Source organism: Pseudooceanicola algae, from assembly GCF_003590145.2.
Taxonomy (GTDB): Bacteria; Pseudomonadota; Alphaproteobacteria; order Rhodobacterales; family Rhodobacteraceae; genus Pseudooceanicola; species Pseudooceanicola algae.
The window spans coordinates 82,698-102,553 of record NZ_CP060437.1; the positions used below are offsets into that span (position 1 = coordinate 82,698).

A 19,856-nucleotide genomic window follows, 5' to 3' on the forward strand; every position below is an offset into this window, starting at 1 on the left:
GGTTATTCCCGTTTAAGCGCGCTTTCGTGCCAGCGGAACAGCGCGAGATAGCTGATCGTGCTCATCAGCGCGAAAATCGCCACGCCCATGACAGAGATCAGGATGAGCGCCGCATAAAGGCGCCCGAAATTGAAACGATAGGAGGCTTCCAGCAAGGTCGAGGCCAGACCCAGCCCGGTGCCCGCCCGGCCGATGACGAATTCCGCCACCACCGACCCGATCAGCGCCAGCCCCCCGGCGATCTTCAGACCGCCCAGGAAGAAGGGCAGGGCCGAGGGCGCGTAGAGGAACCGCAGCCGCTGCCAGCGGGTCGCGCCGTAGATGGTGAACAGATCGTCCAGGTTGTGATCCGCCGATTTCAGCCCGATGGTCGTATTGCTGAGGATCGGGAAGAAGGCGACGATCCAGGCGCAAAGCAGCGCCGCCGCAAAGGCATTGTCGATATAGATCTGCAACAGCGGCGCGATGGCCACCACCGGCGTCACCTGCAGGATCACCGCATAGGGAAAGAACGACATCTCGGCCCATTTCGACTGGGTGAAGGCCACCGCCAGCCCGACGCCGCCGACCACCGCCATCAGCAGCGCCAGCAGGGTCAGCCGCCCGGTGATCAGCATCGCAGGCCAGAGGATCGGCCAGTCCTCGACCATCTTCTGCGCCACCAGCACGGGGCCGGGCAGGATGTAATGGGGCACCTCGGCGATGGTCACGTACAGATGCCAGGCCAGAACCGACAGGACCAGCACCAGCGAAGGCAGCATCCAGCGAGCCATCCGCATCAGCCGCTCCTTGCGGGCGCGGGCGTCTTCCTCGGCATCGAACAGCGGCGCGTCGGTGGCGGATTCGGTGATGCTCATGCGACTTCTCCGATGGCTTGGTGCAGCGCGTCCGACGCCTGGCGGCAATGGGCGGCATATTCCGGCGAGGTACGGAATTCCTCGGTACGGGGATAGGGGGCGTCCACTTCGACTTCGCGGATCACGCGGCCGGGGCGCGCGGCCATGACCACGATCCGATCCGACAGGAAGACGGATTCAAAGACCGAATGGGTGACGAAGATGACCGTGCAGCCGATGGCTTCGCGCAGGGCCAGCAGGTCGTTGTTCAGCTTCTGCCGGGTGATCTCGTCCAGCGCGGCAAAAGGTTCATCCATCAGGATCAGCCGCGGCCGGGTCACCATGGCGCGGGCGATGGCCACCCGCATCTTCATGCCGCCGGACAATTCACGCGGAAAGGCGCGCTGGAATTTCTCCAGTCCCACCAGCTTGAGCGCCCGCAGCACGTCATCCTTGACCTGGCCATAGGGCACGCCGCGCAGGCGGAAGGGCAGCCAGACGTTGTCGATGACCCGTGCCCAGGGCATCAGGGTGGGTTCCTGGAATACGATGCCAAGATCATCCTTGGACTGGCCGCCGCTCCAGCGGATCTGGCCGGCCGTGGGGCGCATCAGCCCCGAGATGATCCGCAACGCGGTGGATTTGCCGCAGCCCGAAGGCCCCAGAAGCGAAATGAAATCGCCTTGGTTCACGGTCAGGTTCATGTCGCGCAGGGCCACGATGTCGCCACGGAATGTCTTTTCGACATGGCTCATCTGCAGCAGGTTCGGGCGCGCACCAAGGGCGGGACGAATATCTGGCATGGTTGTCTCCCGTTGGGCCGGGGGCCGAAGCCCCCAGCCCTGTTGTGTTACTTCAGGTCCATACCGACGCCGTTGTTCACGAACTCGGTGCTGAAACCGGATTTCCAGTCGATGTCCGCGTCGATCACGCCGGCGTCGACCATCTTGTCATAGAAATCCTCGACCTTTTCGTCGGTCATGGCGCCGATGCCCATGGTCTCGGCATCGCCGGAATCCACGATCCCTTCGGACAGCATCTTTTCGATGGCGTAGCTGATCTTGTCCTCGGTCATCTCGGGATTGTCGCCGGTGATCATGGCATTGGCGGCCGCGTTGTCACCGTAGAGGTAGTTGTACCAGCCCTTGATCGAGGCATCGACGAAGCAGGAAACGACCTCGGGCTTGTCGGCGATCGTGTCGGCCATGGTCTCGATCGTGGTGGCATAGGTGGAATAGCCGGCGTCCGCGATCAGGAAGACATCGGGGGTAAAGCCGCCTTCCTTCTCGATCAGGTAGGGTTCGGAGGACAGGTAGCCCTGCATCGCGATGGTGTCATCGGCCAGGAAGGGCGCGGGGTTGAAGGTATAGGGCTCGCGCTGTTCGGCGGTGAAGCCATATTCCTTCATCATCCACTGGTAGTAGGACTGATAGCCGTTGTCGCCGATCAACAGGGTCAGGTTCTTGAGATCGGCAAAGGTCTCGGCCTGGCCGGGGTGGGCGATGATGGCCTGCGGGTGCTTCTGGAAGATCGCGGCGACCGAAACGACCGGCACGCCTTCCTTGACGGCATTGAAGGCCTGCAGCAGGTCGCCGCCCATGTGGAAATCGATGCGGCCGGCCAGCATCAGCGCGCGGTTGTTCACCTGCGGGCCGCCCGGCACGATGGTCACGTCAAGGCCGCATTCATTGTAGCTGCCATCCGCGACGGCCTGGTAAAAGCCGCCATGTTCGGCCTGAGCCAGCCAGTTGGTGCCAAAGCTGACCTCGGTCAGATCCTGCGCCTGGGCCATGCCGGCCCCAAGAAGGGCGGCTGTCGTCACGGTAAGTTTCAAGGTCTTCATTTCAGTCTCCCGATTGGATTTTTATTAAGTGTTATGAAAGGTTTCCCCAAGGAACGTTGGTCAGATCCCCGGCCGTCCGGCAAGGGATCCCGCCCTTGGAATCGCAAGAATTCCGACCGTCTGGTCAGGGATTGGGCAGCGTTGCCACAGGGCTCGTGAAATGCGTGCGCCCGGCAGGGGCCGCGCATCCCGAGGCTTGGCGCGGCGGCGCCATGCTGCGACACAGGGGCGGCAACCGATAGGAGCTTTTGATGATCCGCAGCCTTGTTCCCGGCGATATCGCCCCGCCCTTTGCCCGCTATGCCCATGGGGTCGCCTGCGAGGGCGGCAGCGGGTTTGTCCTGACCTCCGGACAACTGGCACTGGCGCCCGATGGCTCGATCCCCGAAGGGGCCGAGTCCCAGGCGGCGCTGTGCTTTGCCAATATCGATTCGATCCTGAAAGAGGCCGGCAGTTCGCGCGACGGGGTGCTGCGGATCAATGCCTTCGTGACGGGGCGCGAGCACATGGCGGGGTACATGGCGGCCCGCGATGCCTGGCTGGCCGATATCGCCCATCTGCCAGCATCCACCCTGATGATCGTCTCGGGCTTTACCCGCGCGGAATTCGTGGTGGAGATCGAGGTCATGGCCGCCCTGCCCTGAAGCAGCAGCGAGCCCGAGGCCCTTGCATAGGTTGATACGGCTCATCACGATCCCTCGCCATCCGGTGGAGTCCGGATACTTGTCAGGTTGGATGAGCAACGATCCGGCCGGAGCCCCTCTGCTTCTACTCGGGGATCACGCTATGGAGGATCGGGCGGCAGAGTCACGGGGGAAGATGCTGTATGCAGGCATTCAAATGTGTAAATGCCCAAGGCTTGTGCAGCGGGCCGCGTCGGCTGGGGCTTTGCCCCGTCTCCGTGCCGGAGACTCCCCAGGATATTTGCAACAGGGAAACCGGGCGGTGGGGCGCCTGGCGCCGACGCCGGGGGGCCGTCCGACAAGGCCCCCCGGCGTTTCCCGGCGTTACTTGTGGATCGGTTCCGCGGTGAACTTGCCACCGTGATAAAGGCTTTCGGGCGCATCGGCGGGCGGACAGGGGGCGGCCGCCTCGATTTCGGCGCGGAAGATCTCGGAATTGTCGCGGGCGCGCCAGCCGATAAGCCGGGCCGTGCGCGTGTCCCACCAGCCTTCGTCGTTGTCCGAGACGCCCCAGATGATCGGGCAGCCAAGCATCGGGACCCGGAAGGTGCATTCGATGAGGTGGATGAAATCATCCGGCGACATCCAGGTGCACAGCATGCGCCGGTCGGCGGGCTTTTCGAAGCAGGAGCCGATGCGGACGATCGCCGTCTCCTGGCCGAACTTGGAATGATAGAGCGAAGCCATGGCTTCGCCGAAGCATTTCGAGACGCCGTAAAGCCCATCAGGTTTCATCGGGTCCTCGACCGTCAGCACCTTGTCCTGGGTGTGATAGCCGATGGCGTGGTTCGAACTGGCGAAGAGAATCCGCGGCATGCCATGGGCGCGGGCCGCTTCGTAAAGATTGTAGACGCCGGTGATATTGGCGGTCTGGATGTCCTTCCACGGGCCTTCGACGGAATAGCCACCCAGGTGCAGGATGCCATCGCAATCAGCTACCAGGTCCATCACCGCCGCTTCGTCGCCCAGATCACATTGCACGATTTCCTCCTGCGGGCCGGCGGCGGGATCCATCGGGCCGATGTCGGAAAGACGCAGCACCTCGGCCATATGGCCCAGCCGTGCGCGCGCCAGTTTGCCCAGGTTGCCGGCAGCGCCGGTGATCAGCAGACGTTTCATGGGGGCTCCTATTTCAACGATGGGGACAGGATGACTGCCCGTCTGACCGGGCTACATATGAATATTCATCTTATTAATTGTCAACCTGTATGATATATGCGCCCTGCATTTGACAAAGCCGGCAAAATTCCTCTTATCTTCTGAGGTAAGGGAGCAACCCATGGCAAATGACAAAGCGGGGAGGGCATCCCCCCGAGGCAACCTGGTGGCGGATGTCGTCACCCAGCTGCGTGGCCGCATCGCGGCGCAGGAGTTCACGCCGGGCGACCGCCTGCCCTCCGAAGCCCGGCTGACCGAAGAATTTTCGGTCTCGCGCACGGTGATCCGCGAAGCCATCGCCACCCTGCGCGCCGATGGCCTTGTCGAGCCGCGACAGGGCGCCGGGGTTTTCGTGCTGGAACCGGTGCCGATCGCGCCCCGGCCTTTCCAGATCCTGGATCCGGCGCGCATTTCCTCGATCATCGAGATGCTGGAACTGCGGATCGCCGTGGAAATGGAGGCCGCCGCCCTGGCCGCCGCCCGCTGTTCACCCGCGCAGGAAGACGTGATCTACGAGGCCGAAGCCGAGGTCCGCCGCCTTGCCGAACAGGGGCAACCGACCAGCGACGCCGACCTGCGCTTTCACCTGGCGGTGGCCGATGCCACCAACAACCCGCGCTTTCGCGAGTTTCTCGAGGTCATGGGGCTGGCGATCATTCCACGCTCCAATCTGCCGGACGCCGGGCAGACGCCCAGCCCGGACAGCTATATCTCGATGATTTCCGGTGAACATCGCGCAATTGCCGATGCCGTGGCCGCAGGCGATGGCGAGGCCGCCCGCGAGGCGATGCGCACGCACCTGCTGGGAAGTCAGCAACGCTACCGACGGCTTTTGCGCGACGGCGCCAAATAGATCATACAACTTATTGACACATATCAGGTGACTCGGATAGCTGTGGCTTAAGTCAATTTAGCGGAGCACCGATATGGACCCGATCGCCCTGAAGGATTCGCTGGGATCCGGCCTTTTGTCATTCCCGGTCACGCCGTTCGGCGCGGACGGCACCTTCAACCGCGCCAGCTACGAAGACCATGTCGGCTGGCTGTCGCAATATCCGGCCGCGACCCTGTTTGCCGCCGGTGGCACGGGCGAATTCTTTTCGCTGAAGCCCGGCGAAATTCCGGAAATCGTCGCGGCGGCCAAGGCCGTTTCGGGCGATATCCCCATCGTGTCGGGCTGCGGCTACGGCACTGAAATCGCCGTGGAAATTGCCCAATCGGCGGAAAAGGCCGGGGCCGACGGCATCCTGCTGATCCCGCATTACCTGATCGATGCGCCGCAAGAGGGGCTTTATGCCCACGTCAAGAAGGTCTGCCAATCCGTCGGCATCGGCGTCATGGTCTACAACCGCGACAATTCGATCCTGCAGCCCGACACCCTTGCCCGCCTGTGTGACGAATGTCCCAACCTGATCGGGTTCAAGGACGGCTCCGGCGACATCGGGCTTGTCCGGCAGGTCACCGCCAGGATGGGCGACCGGCTGATGTACCTCGGCGGGATGCCCACGGCGGAACTGTTCGCCGAATCCTACCTGGGCGCCGGCTTCACCACCTATTCCTCGGCTGTGTTCAACTTTGTCCCCGGCCTCGCGATCGAATTCTACGAAAAACTGCGCGCCGGCGACCGGGACCGTTGCACCGAGATCCTGAATGATTTCTTCTATCCCTTCATGGAGATTCGCAATCGGTCCAAGGGCTATGCCGTTTCCGCCATCAAGGCCGGGGTCCGATTGCAGGGCTTCGACACCGGGCCGGTCCGGTCGCCCCTGACGGATCTGAAACCGGACGAGATGGAGATGATGGCCGCCCTGATCGCCCCCTACAAACGCTGAGACCCATATGAAGATCGACGCCGTCCGCACCCATATCCTGGAACACCGGCTCGACACGGCCTTTGAAAGCGCGTCGATGCGGTTCGACAAGCGCCAGCATGTGCTGGTCGAGGTGATCTGCGATGACGGCACAGTGGGCTGGGGCGAATGCCTCGGCCCCGCGGGACCCAATGCCGCCGTGGTCCGCGCCTATGCCAACTGGCTGATCGGGATGGATCCGCTGGAAACCGAAAAGGTCTGGGCGGTGCTGTACAATGCGCTGCGCGATCAGGGCCAGCGCGGGCTGCCGGTGACCGCGCTGTCGGGCATCGACGTGGCGCTGTGGGATATCAAGGGCAAGCATTTCGGCGTCCCCGTTTCGACCCTTCTGGGCGGGCGGTTCCGCGAAAGCGTCAAGGCCTATGCCACCGGCGCCTTCAAGCGGGACGGAGTCGACCGGGCCTCGGACAATGCCGAGGAAATCGCGCGCCATCGTGCCGATGGTTTCCATGCGGCCAAGATCAAGATTGGCTTCGGTTTCGACGAGGACCTTGCCGTTATCCGCGCCGTGCGCGACGCCATGGGCAGCGACATGCGGCTGATGATCGACGGCAACCACGGCTATGACACGGTCGAGGCGATCCGCGTGGGGCGCGCCGCTGCCGACTACGGTGTCGATTGGTTCGAAGAGCCCGTGACCCCCGAACACCTGTCCGCCTACAAGGAGTTGCGGTCGATGCAGCCCATCCCTGTTGCGGGTGGCGAGACCTGGCACACACGATGGGGCATGCGCGAGCCGATAGAAACCCGTGCGGTGGACATCCTGCAGCCCGATCTCTGCGGCTGTGGTGGCTTTAGCGAAATGAAGCGGATCGCCGATCTGGCCGCCCTGCACAACATCCGGCTGGTGCCGCATGTCTGGGGCACCGGCGTGCAGATCGCCGCCAGCCTCCAATTCATGGCCGCGATGATCCCCAACCCGGTACGTCTGAACCCGGTGGAGCCGATCATGGAATTCGACCGGACCGAGAACCCCTTCCGGCAGGCGATCCTGACCGCACCGATCGAACATCAGGCGGGCATGGTCCGGATCCCCAGCGGCCCCGGCCTCGGGATCGAGATCGACCGCGCCGCGCTGAAAGAATTCGCCCCGAAGGAATAGCGCATGCATCGTCCCGTTTCCGGCCCCAAGCCCGCCATCGCCCTGCCCCGTGGCGCGGTGGACAGTCACTGCCACATGTATCTGCCGGGCTACCCTGCCCTGCCCGGCGGACCTGCGAACCCGCCCGAGCCGTTGCCGACACCCGCCATGTACCGCGGATTGATGGACTGGCTGGGGATCGACCGGATGATCGTGGCGCAAGGCAATGCACAACAGGACGACAACGCCAGCCTTCTGGCCTGTCTGGCCGAAATGGGCAGCGTGGCCAGGGGGATCGCTGCGATCAAGCCGGATGTCGGCGGTGCAGAGATCGCCCGCCTGGCAGATGCCGGCGTGATCGGTCTGCGGATCATGGACCTGCCGGGCGGCGCAGTCGGCCTCGACGCGCTCGAGGCGCTGGATGCCATCGCCTTCGACATGGGCTGGGTGCTGGTCACGCAATTCAACGGCAACAGGGTGCAGGAGCTTGAACCACGCCTTGCGGCCCTGCGCGCCCGTTGGGTCTTTGATCACCACGGCAAGTTCTTCGACGGCGCCCTGCCCGACGGCCCGGAGGTCGCGGCCACGCAGCGGCTGATCGACGGCGGCAAATGCTGGTTCAAACTGGCCGGCTGCTACGAAAGCTCAAAGGCCGGCGGCCCGGACTTCCCCGACATCGCCGCCCTGACGATGAAGATCGCCGACCATGCGCCAGAGCGCCTCTTGTGGGGCAGCAACTGGCCCCACAACATGGCCAAGACCGAAGCGGACTATCCCGACGATCAGGCGCTGCTGGATTGCGTGCTCGGCTGGCTCGACGCGCCAACCCGTCAGAAAACCCTTGTCGACAACCCCGAGGCATTCTTCAACCTGCCCCCGTTCGACTGACCCCCTGCCCTATTTCCGACGCCGCTGAAACAGGTTGAAGCTCAGGATCACACGCTCGCCCGCCAGGCCGATCAGCTCGGACATATTCGCCGCGACCTCGTGGTACAGCCAGTTGGGGAACAGGATCATCCGGCCGGGACGCGGATCAAAGAAGACCTCCGACCAACTCTCGGGCGTCCGTGGCTGGCTCGGATCGAACATCGCCGGGGCGGTCAGCGCCTGGGACCGGGGATCGGTGAAAACGATGCGCCCGGACTCCTGCGGGACCTGGATGTAATAGACCCCGCTCCACAGCGTATTGGGATGGATATGGGCGCGGTTGTAGCTGCCCGGCGGGTTCATGATCGCCCACATGTTGTCGATCGCGATCTCATAGGCCGGATCATAGCGCAGTGATGTACCGATATCCGTGACGGTCGCCAGCAGCCGGGCCGAGAAATCCGCGAAAGCCGGTTTGCGGTGCAGATCCGTCTGGCTGTGCCAGCCCCCCAACTTCGATACGTTGGAGCGCGAGATACCCGTCTCATCCGCCGCCCGCTCGGCCAGCACCGCCTCCAGCAAATGGCTGTTCACCTCGGCGGCGTCATTGAAATCGCGGAAATAGATCCCGGTCGGGAAATGGGACTCTCTCTTGATCGGCCCCAAGGGGGCGTTCACCTGGGGCAGTTCCTTATCGGTCATCTCGGCTTCCCGGCTGCTGTCCTTGCGAAAAACCTAGCGAGGCCAAAGCCTTGTCACAAGGTCTTCACCCTGAACCAGGTTGACGGCCCCAACTTGCCGGACCAAGTATGCCGCTCAAGGCATTGAAATAAATACTTATTCCGGCGCAACCCCGTCGAAAGCCCCCGGCGACAACTCCTCCCAGAAGGCAAGGATCGCGCGCGCATTCAGCGCCGACATCCAGCCATAGCGTTCGAAATCGTCCCGTGCGGCACCTTCCAGCTGGGACAGGAACAACCGCTTGTCCGCATCCCTCTGGGTCGGCGTCCGGGCCCGCGCCAGATCCTGTATTCGCCCCAGACGCTGCGCCCTTGGGCTGGTCGCGGGGTTTCGCCGCGAAACCTCCGTTCCCCGAACGTCCGCAGCCTTTCCGGACTGTTCATCCTGCCTGTAATCCTGCTTCAACGCGGCGGTCAGATAGCCGACGGCGTTCTTCACCCCCCCCTGCCCCGCGATGTAATCCAGCTTTTCGCGAACGTATCCATCGCCATGTTCGACGATCCATTGCCGCGCCAAACGGTCGCTGACCCCAAGCGCCCGGATGCGCGCATACACCTCGGAATTGCGCAGCCCCGCGCCGTCATCCAGGTCAAGGATCGCCAGCTGCGGGTTCTCGGCAATGCGGAACCGGATATCGGTCACGCTGCGCCCCATCTTGCGGGTTTCCGGCGTCACGACGATGTTGGATGTCCGGTTCACCTCGGCTACGGCGGGCTTGATGATCTTGGCATTGAGGTGCTTGTAGGTGTCGTAATAGGCGCTGTCGGCAACACCCATCAGGCGGCGAAACAGGTCCAGATCCCACCAGCCGGTGCTGCCCGTCCGCACGAACCGATAACAATTTTCATATAGCGCCAGCGCATGGCCACTGGTGAACCGTCGCTGGATGTTCAGGTTGATCAGCGCAAAGACCTTGGGGTCGTGCATCTTTTCCGCCAGCGCAGGGGAATAGGCATATTCGCAAATCCCCCCCTTCAGCTTGGCATAGGACAGCAGCGACGAAACCCCCCATTCCTGCTGGCCTTCCTCGTCCAGCATGTCCCATTCCGCCGTCGTCTCGGCCAGGCCCCGCAGCGACGCCTTCAGGGTTTCCTGATCGTTGGAATTGTACCCGATCATCAGGCACAGGGTGCGCGCATCGATCCGGTGCACCGGCTGGCTGATCAGCGTGTCATAGGCGTTCAGCAGCAGCACATTGCTCAGCTTGCGCTGCAACAGCGTCAGCTTGCCCGACACATGCACCGCCGCCACGTGTTTCTTGACCGCGCCACGGCGCAAACTGCCCGTCAGCTTTTCGCGGGGAATATCGATCATGCCATGCATTCTCCTGCCGATTGATCTGCCTCTGTCCGATCTTTGCGTCGGATGACGCTGCCCCGACCGAATCCCCGATCCGACCAGACGCGCGCCTTGGCTCGAGTATCCCGGATAAGGTGCCCGCAAGCAAGTTTCCTTTTGGCACCTTTAGCCTCTTCCCGTAGGCGGGTACCTTTGGATTTCTGGCGTCGGGAAAGGTGCCCGGCTACGGGACAGGCCGTCTGCGGCCCCCGGGCCGACCCCGGCAAACCGGGCCCGAACAGGCGGTTTCCACGCCAAAAGGACTCTGCAAACCCCAGTTTCCCGCGAATCGGAGCCCTTGATCCCGTATCCGGGTCCCCTTGGTCCCGTACCACGGCCCCCCTGCCCCTGCTAAATGGCACCTGAGGTCAGGTAACCGGTTGATATATTTTACGAATTTGGGACGTAAAGATTCTTTAAAGATTCTCAAAGACCTGAAACGGATCGTCTGCTGTTTCTGATTTAGGATTTTTCAGCAGGAACAGCGCATCGCGATTCACTTTGATCATGGCATGTGCGATACTTGCCGGGATATCTTGGAAAACAGCAGACATGCGGAGTTTCTATGGCCACGAAATCTGGAGGCGGCAACCGACCTGAGGTCCCGCCCTACTTCAACATAGATCCGGCCGAAGCGGCAAGCACCCTGTCGGAGCCGATCAACACTACGCGCTTTGCCAAGGCGGCGAATTTCGCCGCGCGGGGCCGCGATGACCTGGCCCGGCGTGGCTATGCCCCCGACGGTCAGAAGCGGTTGCGCAAGTTCTCGACCTGGGAAGTCTGCAAGTACCTCATCCCCGTCGCGCCCGCCCATATGCGTCGGGTGCTGAAATCCCATCCGGATCTGCCTCAGGGCACCGGCGACGGGAATTCGAAATGGTTCACCCTGGACGAGGTGCTGCGCCTGCGCGATCACTTCGCCGCCGAAGGTGACCCGAACCGGGAATACCGCGCCTGGCGGCCCAAGGGTCTGCCGGCCAAGGTCGTGGCCGTGGCGAACTTCAAGGGCGGCGTGGGCAAGACCTCGACAGCCGCGCATCTGGCCATGTCGGCGGCGCTCGATGGCTACAAGGTTCTGGTGATCGACCTCGACAGCCAGGGCTCCATGACCTCGATCATGGGCGGCAAGGTCGAAGACGAATGGCAGACGGCCTTTCCGCTGCTGGCACGCGATTACGCGATGCATCTTCAGCAGGAAAACACTGTGCGCGAGGCGGCCGGCCAACCCGCGATCCCCTTCGACGAAACCCTTACCGAAGCGTTAACGGTTTCGCCGCGAAACCTTATCCAGAAGACCCATTGGCCCAATATCGATCTCATCGGCGCCCAATTGAACCTCTATTGGTCTGAATTTCAGGTGCCCGTCTGGCGCATGCAGGCCCGGTCCTGGCCGCTTTGGGATGCGCTGCAGAACGCTCTGTCTGACGGCGGGTTGCTGGACGACTATGACGTGGTCTTCCTCGATACGCCCCCGGCACTTGGCTACCTGACGATCAACGCGCTGTCGGCGGCAGATATCCTTCTGGTGCCGCTTGGCGCGAGCTTCCTCGAATTCGATTCCACGGGGCGGTTCTTCGACATGATCTATTCCACCTTCGCCTCGATCGAGGAGGGCGAAAACCGGATCCGGCGACAGGATGGCCTGCCCGAGATGCGGTTCGAATGGGACGCGGTCCGCGCGCTGATCACCCGGTTCGACTCCGCTCAGCAAACAGATCTGGCCAATGTCATTCAGGCCTATTTCGGCGATTTCATGACCACCTACCGGCAGGAAGTCACCGCGATGGTCGGCCAGGCCGGAGAGCAGGTTTCCGGGATCTACGAGACCGATTACCGTGACTTCAATCGTGAGACCTATGTGCGCGGGCGCGAGACCTTTGACCGGACCTGGGCCGAGGTGAAGCAGGTGATCCTGGGTACCTGGTGGCGCGATCAGCAGATGGCAGAGGCCGAAAGCCAGGCAGACGAACCGCAGCCGGAGGAGGGTTGATCCATGGCCAAGAGACGCAAGCTGGAGACGCCCTCGGACGAGGCGCTCAGCAAGATCGAGGACGAGTTTCGCCGCGAAACCGGGGCAGGGCGGGCGCCACTGACGGCGCCGATTGCTCAGGTTGCTGCCGAGACGGCTGGCGCCCATGAGGCGCGACCAGCGGCCGAGCGGGCCCGGATCGCGAAAGATCAGGGCGACGCCGAAAGGCTGCGTGCGGCCGAAAGCAGCGGGTTGGTCATGCAGGAGATCCCTCTGGACCTGATCGACGGAGAGGCCCTGGTCCGGGACCGTGTGGTGCTGGACGCGGACGAAATGCAGGAACTGCAATTGTCCATCGCCGCCAACGGATTGCGCCTTCCGGTCGAGGTATTTCCGCTGGAGGACGACGGGCGCGGCTATCGGTTCGGTCTGCTGTCGGGCTATCGGCGGTTGCGGGCCTTCCAGGCGCTGCGGGGCCTGAACGCCAAGAGCGGGAAGTATGAAAAGATCAAGGCCGTGGTCCGCGACCCTTCGGCCATGGGGGGCACCTTTGCCGCCATGGTCGAAGAAAACGAGATCCGCGCCAATCTGAGCCATTTCGAACGGGGCCGGATCGCCGTGATCGCCAGCCAGCAGGGCGCTTTCGTCAACGTTGAGGCCGCAGTCGAGGCGCTGTTCCCCATGGCGTCCAAGGCAAAGCGGTCGAAGATCCGCAGCTTTGCCCTGATCTTCGAGGAACTTGGCGACATGCTGGCCTTTCCCGACATGATCAAGGAGCGGGATGGCCTGAAGATCGCCACCGCCCTGCGCAATGGCGCGGAATCACAGTTGCGCGAAGCGCTGGCCCGCCGGGTGGCGGAGACGCCCGAGGAAGAGGCCGAGATGATCGGGGAGGCGATGACCCTGGTCGAGCCGGCGACGCCGGACCGCAGCAAGGGCGGACGTCCACGCAAGGCGGCGGCTACCCCGCGCGAGGTCCCTCTGGATAGCGGTGTGACGCTGGAATATGCCGAAGAAGGGCAGGGCTGGACGATCCGCCTGAAGGGCAGGAAGCTGCACCGGGATGTCGTGGAAATGGCCGTCGCGGAACTGGAACGGTTGCTTGGGCGGTAGGGCAGGGGGCGATTTATCGATCCTGGCATCTGAATGAAAGGGGTGAAGGCAATCCCGAATGGCGGAAAGGCCGTGGCTGATAATGCAAGATTATTGGACGCAGATGGATATGACGCATGGCGGCGCTTTGGGCGGTATTATGAGGCATGAAGCGCCTCGTTGGGGGAGGGACCTTTCACGTCGCCAGCAAGGCCTGTCCAGGCGAGACCCGGAAAGGGCGGTCTTGATCGAGAACGTGTCCTGATGCCGGGGCCACGGCGCGGGACTATTTTCGAAAATTTCATATTTTGTATTTCCGCAACCGGCGGCGGTGTTTAACCTGATCCCCACATCAGCGGCCCCCGATGGGCCCGATCCAGGAGGCGCAGATGCCATCGGACAACACCACAGCGCAGCCCGCCGACCAGACCTTGGGCCAGTTGGCCTATGACCGGATCCGGGCCGATATCCTCAAGGGACAGTTCCGCCCCGGCAGCCCGCTGCGCCTGCAGGCGCTGAAGGAACGCTATGGCTTCAGCTTTTCGCCGCTGCGCGAGGCGCTGAACCGGTTGCAGAGCGAGCAGCTGGTCGTGTCCTACGCCGCGCGCGGATTCCGCGTGACCGAGATTTCGACGACCGAGATGTGGGACGCCATCGAAACCCGGATCCTGATCGATTGCGAGGCGTTCCGGCGGTCGATCCGTCGGGGCGACGACGATTGGGAAGGGCGCGTGATGGGGGCCTTCCACAAGCTTTCGGTTTGTTTCGAACGCAACCTCAAGCTGGGGCGCGCGGCGACCGAAGAAGAGACGACACAGTTGGAGGATCGCCACCGCGCCTTTCACGGGGCGTTGATCAGCGCCAGCGGGTCGAACTGGATGCAGGTGTTTTCCACCCAGCTTTACAACCAGACACAGCGCTATCGCTGGCCGTATTTCACGACCGAGGGCGGCAATGTGTTTCTCAGGCAATCCTACCTGGCGGAACACCGTCAGATAGCCGCCCATGCCGTTGCCCGGCGCGAAGACGAAGCCGTCGCGATGATGGCCAAGGGGTTTCGCCGCACGGGCGAGATCATCGAGAGCCTGCTGAAGGGGCAGGACGAGGTCGCGCGCGGCACCTGAGCGCCGCCACGCCGGCCTAGTCCATCAGCCCCGGCAACCATGTCGCCAAGCCCGGAAATACCGCCAGCAACAGGATCAGCACCAGCGTGCAGCCAAGATAGGGCAGCACCGACCGCGCGATCTGCCCCAGTGTCGTGCCCTTGGGCGCCACGCCGGCCATGACGAACAGCAGCAGGCCGAAGGGGGGTGTCGCCAGGCTCATCTCAAGCGCCAGCAGCATGGTGACGCCGAACCAGATCGGGTCGATGCCATAAAGCGCGATCAGCGGCATGAACACCGGCAGCGTCAGCATCATGATCGACAGCTGGTCCATGAACATGCCCAGCACCAGCAGCACCACCAGCATGGCTGCCAGTATCCCGTAGTGGCCAAGGTCGAAGCCGGTGGTAAAGCTGATCAGCCCGGCAGAGGCCCCCGAAAACGCCAGAAGCTGGGAAAAGGTCGTGGAGCCGATGATGATCAGCAACATCATTCCCGAGACCCTGAGGGTGCCCATCATCGCCTTGGTCAGCGCCTCGCGGGTCAGCTTGCCATAGGCCGCCGCAAGGATCGCGACAGAGAGCGCCCCGAAGGCCGCGGATTCCGTCGGTGTCGCCCATCCCAGCAGGATCAGGCCGATGACACAGAAGACAACAAGGCTCATCGGGGCCACGTTGATGGCGAGCGCGCGCAGGATCTGCCCCAGAGAATGCCGTTCGACCGCATAGGTCGGCGCCGCGTCGGGGTCGATCGCGATCTGCAGCCGGATCATGGCAACGAACATCGCCATCAGCACCAGCCCCGGTATCAGCCCCGCGACCAGCAGGGCGCCCACGTCGATGCGCGCCAGAGAGCCGAGCAACACGGCCAGCGACGACGGCGGAATGATCATCGCGACGCCCCCCGTGGCGATGATCGGCCCCATGATCAGATGCGGCTTGTACCCCCGGCGCAGCATATCGGGCATCAGGGTCGACCCGAGCATCGCCGTATTGGCCATGGAGGACCCCGACAGCGTGGCGAACAAGGTGCCACCCGCGACGGTCAGATAGCTGAGCCGCCCCTTGATGCGGCCAAAGCACATGTCGAGCGCGTCGAACAGCTTTACCGCCAAGCCGGTGTGAAACAGCAGCTCGCCCATGATGGTGAAAAGCGGCACCGGCACCAGAGCGAAGGAGGTGATGGAATCGGTCGAGTTGGCGATCAGCTGATCAATGCCGTTCAGGCCGCCCATGAACAGCAGGACGCCCGCGACGTTGATCACCAGGAAGGCAATGGCGACCGGCATGGCGAGGAACATCAGCGTCAGCAAGCCACCCAGCAACAGGGCGGTGGCCCCGACCCAGGTCATGTACCATTCCATGATCAGGCCCCCGCGCTGCCGGAATAGACCGCGCGCCGCAACAAGAGGCGCAGGAACTCCAGCGCCATGAGCCCCAGCCCGACCGCGAGCATCGCATAGAGCACCCAGGCAGGGATGGTGATCGCGCGCATGTCCATGGTGTGACTTGCTGCCTTGTCGACCCCGATGACGGCGGCGCGCCAGCTTAGCAGGGACAGAATGCCGACCGCCAGGGCCTGGGTCGCCATGGCGATGGCAAAGCGCAGGGCCGGCGGCATCATGGCGACAAAGGCCGTGATGGCGACATGGCCGCCCTCGCGCACCAGCCATGGCGCGGCGGCCATGGTGGAAAACAACATTGCATATTCCGACAGTGCGCTTGCGGATTGCAGGGGGTGATAGCCGGTATTGCGCAAAACGACATCGACGACGATCATCAGGGTGATCAGAAAGAGACTGAGCGCGCCAGTCGCGGCAAGGCCAAGGATGGCGCGGTCATAGAGCCTGACCAGCATGGGGCACGTCCTGTTCTGGGAAAGGCGGGGCAGGCCCGAGCGGGCCCGCCCCGGGGGTTGCAGGGTCGCGGGTTCATTCGGTCTCGTGGTAGAACGCCGCGCGCAACGCGTCGTAATGCGTGGTGTCCGAGGCTTTCAGCCGCGCCCATGCGCTTCCGAAGGCGCTGTCGAGGTAGGCGGTGCCTGTGCTGCCCTCCAGTGTGATGACTTCGATGCCGGCATCGCGCACCTTCTGGTCGGTCTCGGCCGTGACCTCGGCCAGGCGCTCGCGGGAACTGCGTTCGTAATCCATCGCGGCCTGGTCAATGATCGCACGCGCCGCATCCGACAGGTCGGCATAGCTGTCGGGGTTGATCACGATCACGAGGTCCGAGTTGAAGAAGCCCGGATCGATGCGGTATTTCAGGTACTTGTCCCAGGACAGGTCGGTGACGCCGGCGATTGGCCAGCCGATGCCGTCGAAGGTGCCGCGTTCCAGCCCGGTATAGACATCCGGTACCCCTGCCGAAACGGGAACCGCGCCCAGCCCTTCGAAGAACGAGGCATAAATCGGTTGCGAGCGCAGGCGCATCCCGTCCAGATCGATGCCGCCATCCTCTTTGATCTTCGGCTCGTCGACGGTCCAGATAAAGAATTCCAGTCCGGTCTGCGCCATCGACAGCAGGCGCACGCCCAGACGGTCCTGCAGGATGGTCTGCATCAGTGCGAACCCGCCATCCTCGTGTGCTTCCTGCGGTGTGACATTGGAGCCGACCAGCGCGTCGATTTCCGGTGCCGAGCCGAGGTGATAGGTTGCCGGGCCATACTGGATGTCGATGATGCCGCGTTTCACCGCGTCGATCTGCTGGGTCGAGGGGACGACCTCGGGGCCGCCCATCATCTGGATGCTGACGACGCCCTTGCCCTTTTCATTCACGTCCGCAACGAAATCCTGAAAATCCTGAGTCCAGAACATCGGCACGGGAAAGGCACTGACGGCTTTCAGCACTTCTTCGGCACGCAGGGCGGTGCCCGACAGCATCATACCGGCGACGGCGGCTGCCATCATGCCCAGGCTGACGCGAGACCGGCGGCGCGGAGTGGTCTTGTCAATCATGTCATTCGCTTTCCTGTTGGGGTGTGGTCCAGCCGGTTGACCGGCCTGTAATGTTCCGCCCCTGGGGGGCAGGCTTCTGTTGTCGTGCGATTTGGATGATTTTTCCCGGACCTTTCGGAGTCAAACTTATTTTGCACGATTCAATTTTCTTTCGAAAATCCGCCCGATTTGTGGTCGGGCGGAAAGAGACGGCCGCCGGTCAGACGACGGGCGGCACCATCAACCCTTCGGCCGCCAGACGTCCGGCCAGGGCGCGCAGGCGATCTTCGCGGTAGGCATCGACGTCCATGTCGGCGTAGTTCAGGAAGCCCTGCCGGGTCTTTAGACCGATGCGTCCCTGTTCCATGTTGGCGCGGATCACCTCGGGGGCGGCGTAGCGGTCGTTCTCCAGCGCTTTCGACAGGTATTCGCTGGCGTAAAACAGGATGTCGCCCCCGCCCCAGTCGATGAATTCCAGCAGGCCCAGAACCGAGAACCGAAAGCTGAATCCGTAGCGGATGGCCTTTTCCAGATCCTCGGCGCTGGCGACGCCTTCCTCGACCATGCGGGCCGCTTCGTTCATCGCCACCTGTTGAATGCGGGGGATCATGTAACCGGGGCTGGCGGCGCAGGTGACGGGCACCTTGCCGATCCCCTCGAGCAGCGCAGACAACTGCGCTGTGACCTCGGGCCGGGTGGCGGCACCGGGCGACAGTTCGACCAGCGGCACGAGAAACGCCGGGTTCAGCCAGTGGGCGTTGAGAAACTGGCCGGGCCGCGCCAGCGCGGGGGATAGGTCATCGACAAGGATCGTCGAAGTGGTCGAGGCGAGGATCGCATCCGGGGCCATAAGCCCCTCGGCCCGAGCGAGGGCCTCGCGCTTGAGCGCGGGCACCTCGGGAAAGCCCTCGAACACCACCGCAGCGGATGCCAGCGCGCTGGCCGCCTCTGCTTCGGGCACGACCTGGATGCGTGCGGCAATGTCCGGCACGAGCGCGGTGTCGAACATGCCGAAACGCGACATCATCTGCAGCGTTGCAGTGATTTCGGTCCGGGCCTCTTCGGCCAGCGCCGCGAAGCTTGCCGCGTCGCGCTGCTTGAAGTCGATCAGGCTGACCGGGTGACCGGCGTAGGCAAAGACGATGGCGATGCCCCGCCCCATGCGACCCGCGCCAAGACAGGCAATCGGGTCGGTCATGCGGAGGGACCTTCGGCGGCGGCTTTCAGGTCCTCCAGCGACAGCCCGCCAAGGCCGACGTCGGCCAGCGTCCGCCCGTCCTGCATGAAATCGACGCCGTTGATCGCGCCGCCGATGGCCAGCAGGCCGCGCGACAAGGGCACATCGACGCCTGCGACTTTGGCCATCGAACAGATCAGGGACAGGCCCAGGCGCGTGTCCTCCATCATGTAGCGATGCGCGTGCAGGTCGATCTTTTCCCGCCAGTCGCCGCTGTCGGTCAGGTTGGCACGGCTCTTGCGGTCATACATCCACATCTCGCCGTCGTCGTGATAGTGGTCGGCCAGCGGAAAGTGCGGCGCGCCGTAACCGAAAGCCTCGCGGACGGCGACACGTTCGGCATCCAGCATATCCGTCACAGCGCGCACCGAAGCCTGCGTGCCCTCGTTATGGATATCCCAGGCCTCGAAATGCTCCAGAGGGCCGGCATTCATCAGGATCAGCGGCGGGTGGATGATCGGGCCTGCGTTCATGAGAGCCGCCGACAGCACATCTTCGCAGGGTTCGATCACACCGGGAAAGGCCGCGTCGATGGTTTTCAGCGCGGCCTCCCGCAGCGCGACCGGGTAAACGCCGGTCGGCAGGCGGACGGCCCGGGTGGAAATCACCACTTCGGCAAAGCCATGCTTGCGCACCAGCCAGGGCAGCGTGCCGGTTTCGGCAAAGGCCACGCCCGCCAGCGTCCCGGCGTCCCGCGCCGCATGCGCCAGGATCATGGTGCCCAGGGTCCCCGGCGGCAGATAGATCACCTGACCGGGTTTCAGATGCGGCGCCAGCACGGGGGCAAGGTCGTCATGCGCCGTGGCGGGAATTGGACAGAAGATCAGCTCGGCCCCGTCCAGCGCGGCGGCAATATCATTGGTGACCAGCGCCATTTTGCCCTTATGGGTCCCGTCGGCGTCGCGCAGGGTGATCGTGTCGTCAAAGGTGGCGTGTTCCGCCACATCTGCCGCGCCGCGCCGCCACAGCCGTACCTCGTGCCCCGCAAGGGAAAAATCCCCCGCAGCTGCCAGCGATCCGTTGCCGCCCCCAAGAATAGCGATCTTCATCCCAAACCTCTTTACTGTCCGTTTCAGGCGCAGCCCGCGGCGCCATCTGTTCTTGT

20 protein-coding genes are annotated in these 19,856 nt (G+C 63.4%); 8 read left to right on the top strand and 12 right to left on the bottom strand.

What is annotated here, in order from left to right; all coding sequences use genetic code 11:
* Positions 1-2: 2 nt before the first annotated feature.
* From PSAL_RS17960 to PSAL_RS17970, 3 genes are read right to left on the bottom strand one after another with little or no spacing between them, the layout of a single operon-like run.
* Positions 3-857 (bottom strand): ABC transporter permease, encoded by an 855-nt coding sequence (locus PSAL_RS17960; RefSeq protein ID WP_119840500.1) that lies wholly within the window; start codon positions 855-857, stop codon positions 3-5.
* Complete coding sequence (locus PSAL_RS17965) at positions 854-1,639, bottom strand: ABC transporter ATP-binding protein (protein WP_408004218.1); 786 nt, start codon at positions 1,637-1,639, stop codon at positions 854-856. The genes PSAL_RS17960 and PSAL_RS17965 overlap by 4 nt, the downstream gene beginning before the upstream one ends.
* A gap of 47 nt (positions 1,640-1,686) precedes the next feature.
* Positions 1,687-2,679 (bottom strand): ABC transporter substrate-binding protein, encoded by a 993-nt coding sequence (locus PSAL_RS17970; protein ID WP_119840499.1) that lies wholly within the window; start codon positions 2,677-2,679, stop codon positions 1,687-1,689.
* A gap of 251 nt (positions 2,680-2,930) precedes the next feature.
* Between PSAL_RS17970 and PSAL_RS17975 the strand changes: the two genes are divergently transcribed.
* Positions 2,931-3,323, top strand: coding sequence for a RidA family protein (locus PSAL_RS17975; RefSeq protein WP_119840498.1), 393 nt, complete (start codon positions 2,931-2,933; stop codon positions 3,321-3,323).
* A 363-nt stretch (positions 3,324-3,686) separates the two neighbouring features.
* Here PSAL_RS17975 and PSAL_RS17980 read toward each other — a convergent pair whose 3' ends face one another.
* Positions 3,687-4,481: an NAD-dependent epimerase/dehydratase family protein gene (locus PSAL_RS17980; RefSeq protein ID WP_119840497.1), complete on the bottom strand. Its 795-nt coding sequence runs from the start codon at positions 4,479-4,481 to the stop codon at positions 3,687-3,689.
* Between the two features lie 160 nt (positions 4,482-4,641).
* Between PSAL_RS17980 and PSAL_RS17985 the strand changes: the two genes are divergently transcribed.
* From PSAL_RS17985 to PSAL_RS18000, 4 genes are all read left to right on the top strand, one after another.
* On the top strand, positions 4,642-5,373 hold the full coding sequence (locus tag PSAL_RS17985; protein WP_119840496.1) for a FadR/GntR family transcriptional regulator: 732 nt from the start codon (positions 4,642-4,644) through the stop codon (positions 5,371-5,373).
* 73 nt (positions 5,374-5,446) lie between these two features.
* Positions 5,447-6,352, top strand: coding sequence for a 5-dehydro-4-deoxyglucarate dehydratase (gene kdgD, locus PSAL_RS17990; protein ID WP_119840495.1), 906 nt, complete (start codon positions 5,447-5,449; stop codon positions 6,350-6,352).
* 7 nt (positions 6,353-6,359) lie between these two features.
* Positions 6,360-7,493, top strand: a complete 1,134-nt coding sequence (locus PSAL_RS17995) for a mandelate racemase/muconate lactonizing enzyme family protein (RefSeq protein ID WP_119840494.1) — start codon at positions 6,360-6,362, stop codon at positions 7,491-7,493.
* 3 nt (positions 7,494-7,496) lie between these two features.
* The gene (locus tag PSAL_RS18000) at positions 7,497-8,360 is read left to right on the top strand and encodes an amidohydrolase family protein (RefSeq protein WP_119840493.1); all 864 of its coding nucleotides are present in this window, start codon (positions 7,497-7,499) and stop codon (positions 8,358-8,360) included.
* A gap of 9 nt (positions 8,361-8,369) precedes the next feature.
* Here the strand turns inward: PSAL_RS18000 and PSAL_RS18005 are convergent, their stop codons facing one another.
* The 3 genes from PSAL_RS18005 to PSAL_RS18015 all read right to left on the bottom strand — a co-directional run bounded on the left by PSAL_RS18005 (position 8,370) and on the right by PSAL_RS18015 (position 10,972).
* Positions 8,370-9,041: a TIGR02466 family protein gene (locus PSAL_RS18005; RefSeq protein ID WP_119840492.1), complete on the bottom strand. Its 672-nt coding sequence runs from the start codon at positions 9,039-9,041 to the stop codon at positions 8,370-8,372.
* A gap of 135 nt (positions 9,042-9,176) precedes the next feature.
* Positions 9,177-10,394, bottom strand: coding sequence for a replication initiation protein (locus PSAL_RS18010; protein WP_196222873.1), 1,218 nt, complete (start codon positions 10,392-10,394; stop codon positions 9,177-9,179).
* Between the two features lie 440 nt (positions 10,395-10,834).
* Positions 10,835-10,972 (bottom strand): hypothetical protein, encoded by a 138-nt coding sequence (locus tag PSAL_RS18015; protein ID WP_196222872.1) that lies wholly within the window; start codon positions 10,970-10,972, stop codon positions 10,835-10,837.
* A gap of 11 nt (positions 10,973-10,983) precedes the next feature.
* On the opposite strand from PSAL_RS18015, the gene PSAL_RS18020 reads away from it, so the two are divergent.
* The 3 genes from PSAL_RS18020 to PSAL_RS18030 all read left to right on the top strand — a co-directional run bounded on the left by PSAL_RS18020 (position 10,984) and on the right by PSAL_RS18030 (position 14,603).
* Entirely contained in the window at positions 10,984-12,408 is a 1,425-nt protein-coding gene (locus PSAL_RS18020; RefSeq protein ID WP_119840490.1) for an AAA family ATPase, read from the top strand.
* 3 nt (positions 12,409-12,411) lie between these two features.
* On the top strand, positions 12,412-13,500 hold the full coding sequence (locus PSAL_RS18025; protein WP_119840489.1) for a ParB/RepB/Spo0J family partition protein: 1,089 nt from the start codon (positions 12,412-12,414) through the stop codon (positions 13,498-13,500).
* 368 nt (positions 13,501-13,868) lie between these two features.
* Entirely contained in the window at positions 13,869-14,603 is a 735-nt protein-coding gene (locus PSAL_RS18030) for a GntR family transcriptional regulator (protein WP_196222871.1), read from the top strand.
* Positions 14,604-14,619: 16 nt separating this feature from the next.
* Here the strand turns inward: PSAL_RS18030 and PSAL_RS18035 are convergent, their stop codons facing one another.
* From PSAL_RS18035 to PSAL_RS18055, 5 genes are all read right to left on the bottom strand, one after another.
* Entirely contained in the window at positions 14,620-15,933 is a 1,314-nt protein-coding gene (locus PSAL_RS18035) for a TRAP transporter large permease (RefSeq protein ID WP_196222870.1), read from the bottom strand.
* Positions 15,934-15,947: 14 nt separating this feature from the next.
* Positions 15,948-16,439: a TRAP transporter small permease gene (locus tag PSAL_RS18040; RefSeq protein WP_119840485.1), complete on the bottom strand. Its 492-nt coding sequence runs from the start codon at positions 16,437-16,439 to the stop codon at positions 15,948-15,950.
* A gap of 73 nt (positions 16,440-16,512) precedes the next feature.
* The gene (gene dctP, locus PSAL_RS18045) at positions 16,513-17,535 is read right to left on the bottom strand and encodes a TRAP transporter substrate-binding protein DctP (protein ID WP_119840484.1); all 1,023 of its coding nucleotides are present in this window, start codon (positions 17,533-17,535) and stop codon (positions 16,513-16,515) included.
* A 199-nt stretch (positions 17,536-17,734) separates the two neighbouring features.
* Positions 17,735-18,712, bottom strand: a complete 978-nt coding sequence (locus tag PSAL_RS18050) for a 3-hydroxybutyryl-CoA dehydrogenase (RefSeq protein ID WP_119840483.1) — start codon at positions 18,710-18,712, stop codon at positions 17,735-17,737.
* Positions 18,709-19,800 (bottom strand): NAD/NADP-dependent octopine/nopaline dehydrogenase family protein, encoded by a 1,092-nt coding sequence (locus tag PSAL_RS18055; protein WP_119840482.1) that lies wholly within the window; start codon positions 19,798-19,800, stop codon positions 18,709-18,711. Before PSAL_RS18055 ends, PSAL_RS18050 begins: the two co-directional genes overlap by 4 nt.
* Positions 19,801-19,856: the final 56 nt, after the last annotated feature.

Excerpts from the sequence above, each read along its gene's own strand:
- PSAL_RS17960 (WP_119840500.1), bottom strand. The coding sequence starts at position 857 with ATGAGCATCACCGAATCCGCCACCGACGCGCCGCTGTTCGATGCCGAG.
- PSAL_RS17970 (WP_119840499.1), bottom strand. The coding sequence starts at position 2,679 with ATGAAGACCTTGAAACTTACCGTGACGACAGCCGCCCTTCTTGGGGCC.
- PSAL_RS17985 (WP_119840496.1), top strand. The coding sequence starts at position 4,642 with ATGGCAAATGACAAAGCGGGGAGGGCATCCCCCCGAGGCAACCTGGTG.
- PSAL_RS18010 (WP_196222873.1), bottom strand. The coding sequence starts at position 10,394 with ATGATCGATATTCCCCGCGAAAAGCTGACGGGCAGTTTGCGCCGTGGC.
- PSAL_RS18035 (WP_196222870.1), bottom strand. The coding sequence starts at position 15,933 with ATGACCTGGGTCGGGGCCACCGCCCTGTTGCTGGGTGGCTTGCTGACG.
- PSAL_RS18015 (WP_196222872.1), bottom strand. The coding sequence starts at position 10,972 with ATGTCTGCTGTTTTCCAAGATATCCCGGCAAGTATCGCACATGCCATG.
- PSAL_RS17980 (WP_119840497.1), bottom strand. The coding sequence starts at position 4,481 with ATGAAACGTCTGCTGATCACCGGCGCTGCCGGCAACCTGGGCAAACTG.
- PSAL_RS18025 (WP_119840489.1), top strand. The coding sequence starts at position 12,412 with ATGGCCAAGAGACGCAAGCTGGAGACGCCCTCGGACGAGGCGCTCAGC.
- PSAL_RS18030 (WP_196222871.1), top strand. The coding sequence starts at position 13,869 with ATGCCATCGGACAACACCACAGCGCAGCCCGCCGACCAGACCTTGGGC.
- PSAL_RS18050 (WP_119840483.1), bottom strand. The coding sequence starts at position 18,712 with ATGACCGACCCGATTGCCTGTCTTGGCGCGGGTCGCATGGGGCGGGGC.
- PSAL_RS17995 (WP_119840494.1), top strand. The coding sequence starts at position 6,360 with ATGAAGATCGACGCCGTCCGCACCCATATCCTGGAACACCGGCTCGAC.
- PSAL_RS17965 (WP_408004218.1), bottom strand. The coding sequence starts at position 1,639 with ATGCCAGATATTCGTCCCGCCCTTGGTGCGCGCCCGAACCTGCTGCAG.
- PSAL_RS18040 (WP_119840485.1), bottom strand. The coding sequence starts at position 16,439 with ATGCTGGTCAGGCTCTATGACCGCGCCATCCTTGGCCTTGCCGCGACT.
- PSAL_RS18005 (WP_119840492.1), bottom strand. The coding sequence starts at position 9,041 with ATGACCGATAAGGAACTGCCCCAGGTGAACGCCCCCTTGGGGCCGATC.
- kdgD (WP_119840495.1), top strand. The coding sequence starts at position 5,447 with ATGGACCCGATCGCCCTGAAGGATTCGCTGGGATCCGGCCTTTTGTCA.
- PSAL_RS18000 (WP_119840493.1), top strand. The coding sequence starts at position 7,497 with ATGCATCGTCCCGTTTCCGGCCCCAAGCCCGCCATCGCCCTGCCCCGT.
- PSAL_RS18020 (WP_119840490.1), top strand. The coding sequence starts at position 10,984 with ATGGCCACGAAATCTGGAGGCGGCAACCGACCTGAGGTCCCGCCCTAC.
- PSAL_RS17975 (WP_119840498.1), top strand. The coding sequence starts at position 2,931 with ATGATCCGCAGCCTTGTTCCCGGCGATATCGCCCCGCCCTTTGCCCGC.
- PSAL_RS18055 (WP_119840482.1), bottom strand. The coding sequence starts at position 19,800 with ATGAAGATCGCTATTCTTGGGGGCGGCAACGGATCGCTGGCAGCTGCG.
- dctP (WP_119840484.1), bottom strand. The coding sequence starts at position 17,535 with ATGATTGACAAGACCACTCCGCGCCGCCGGTCTCGCGTCAGCCTGGGC.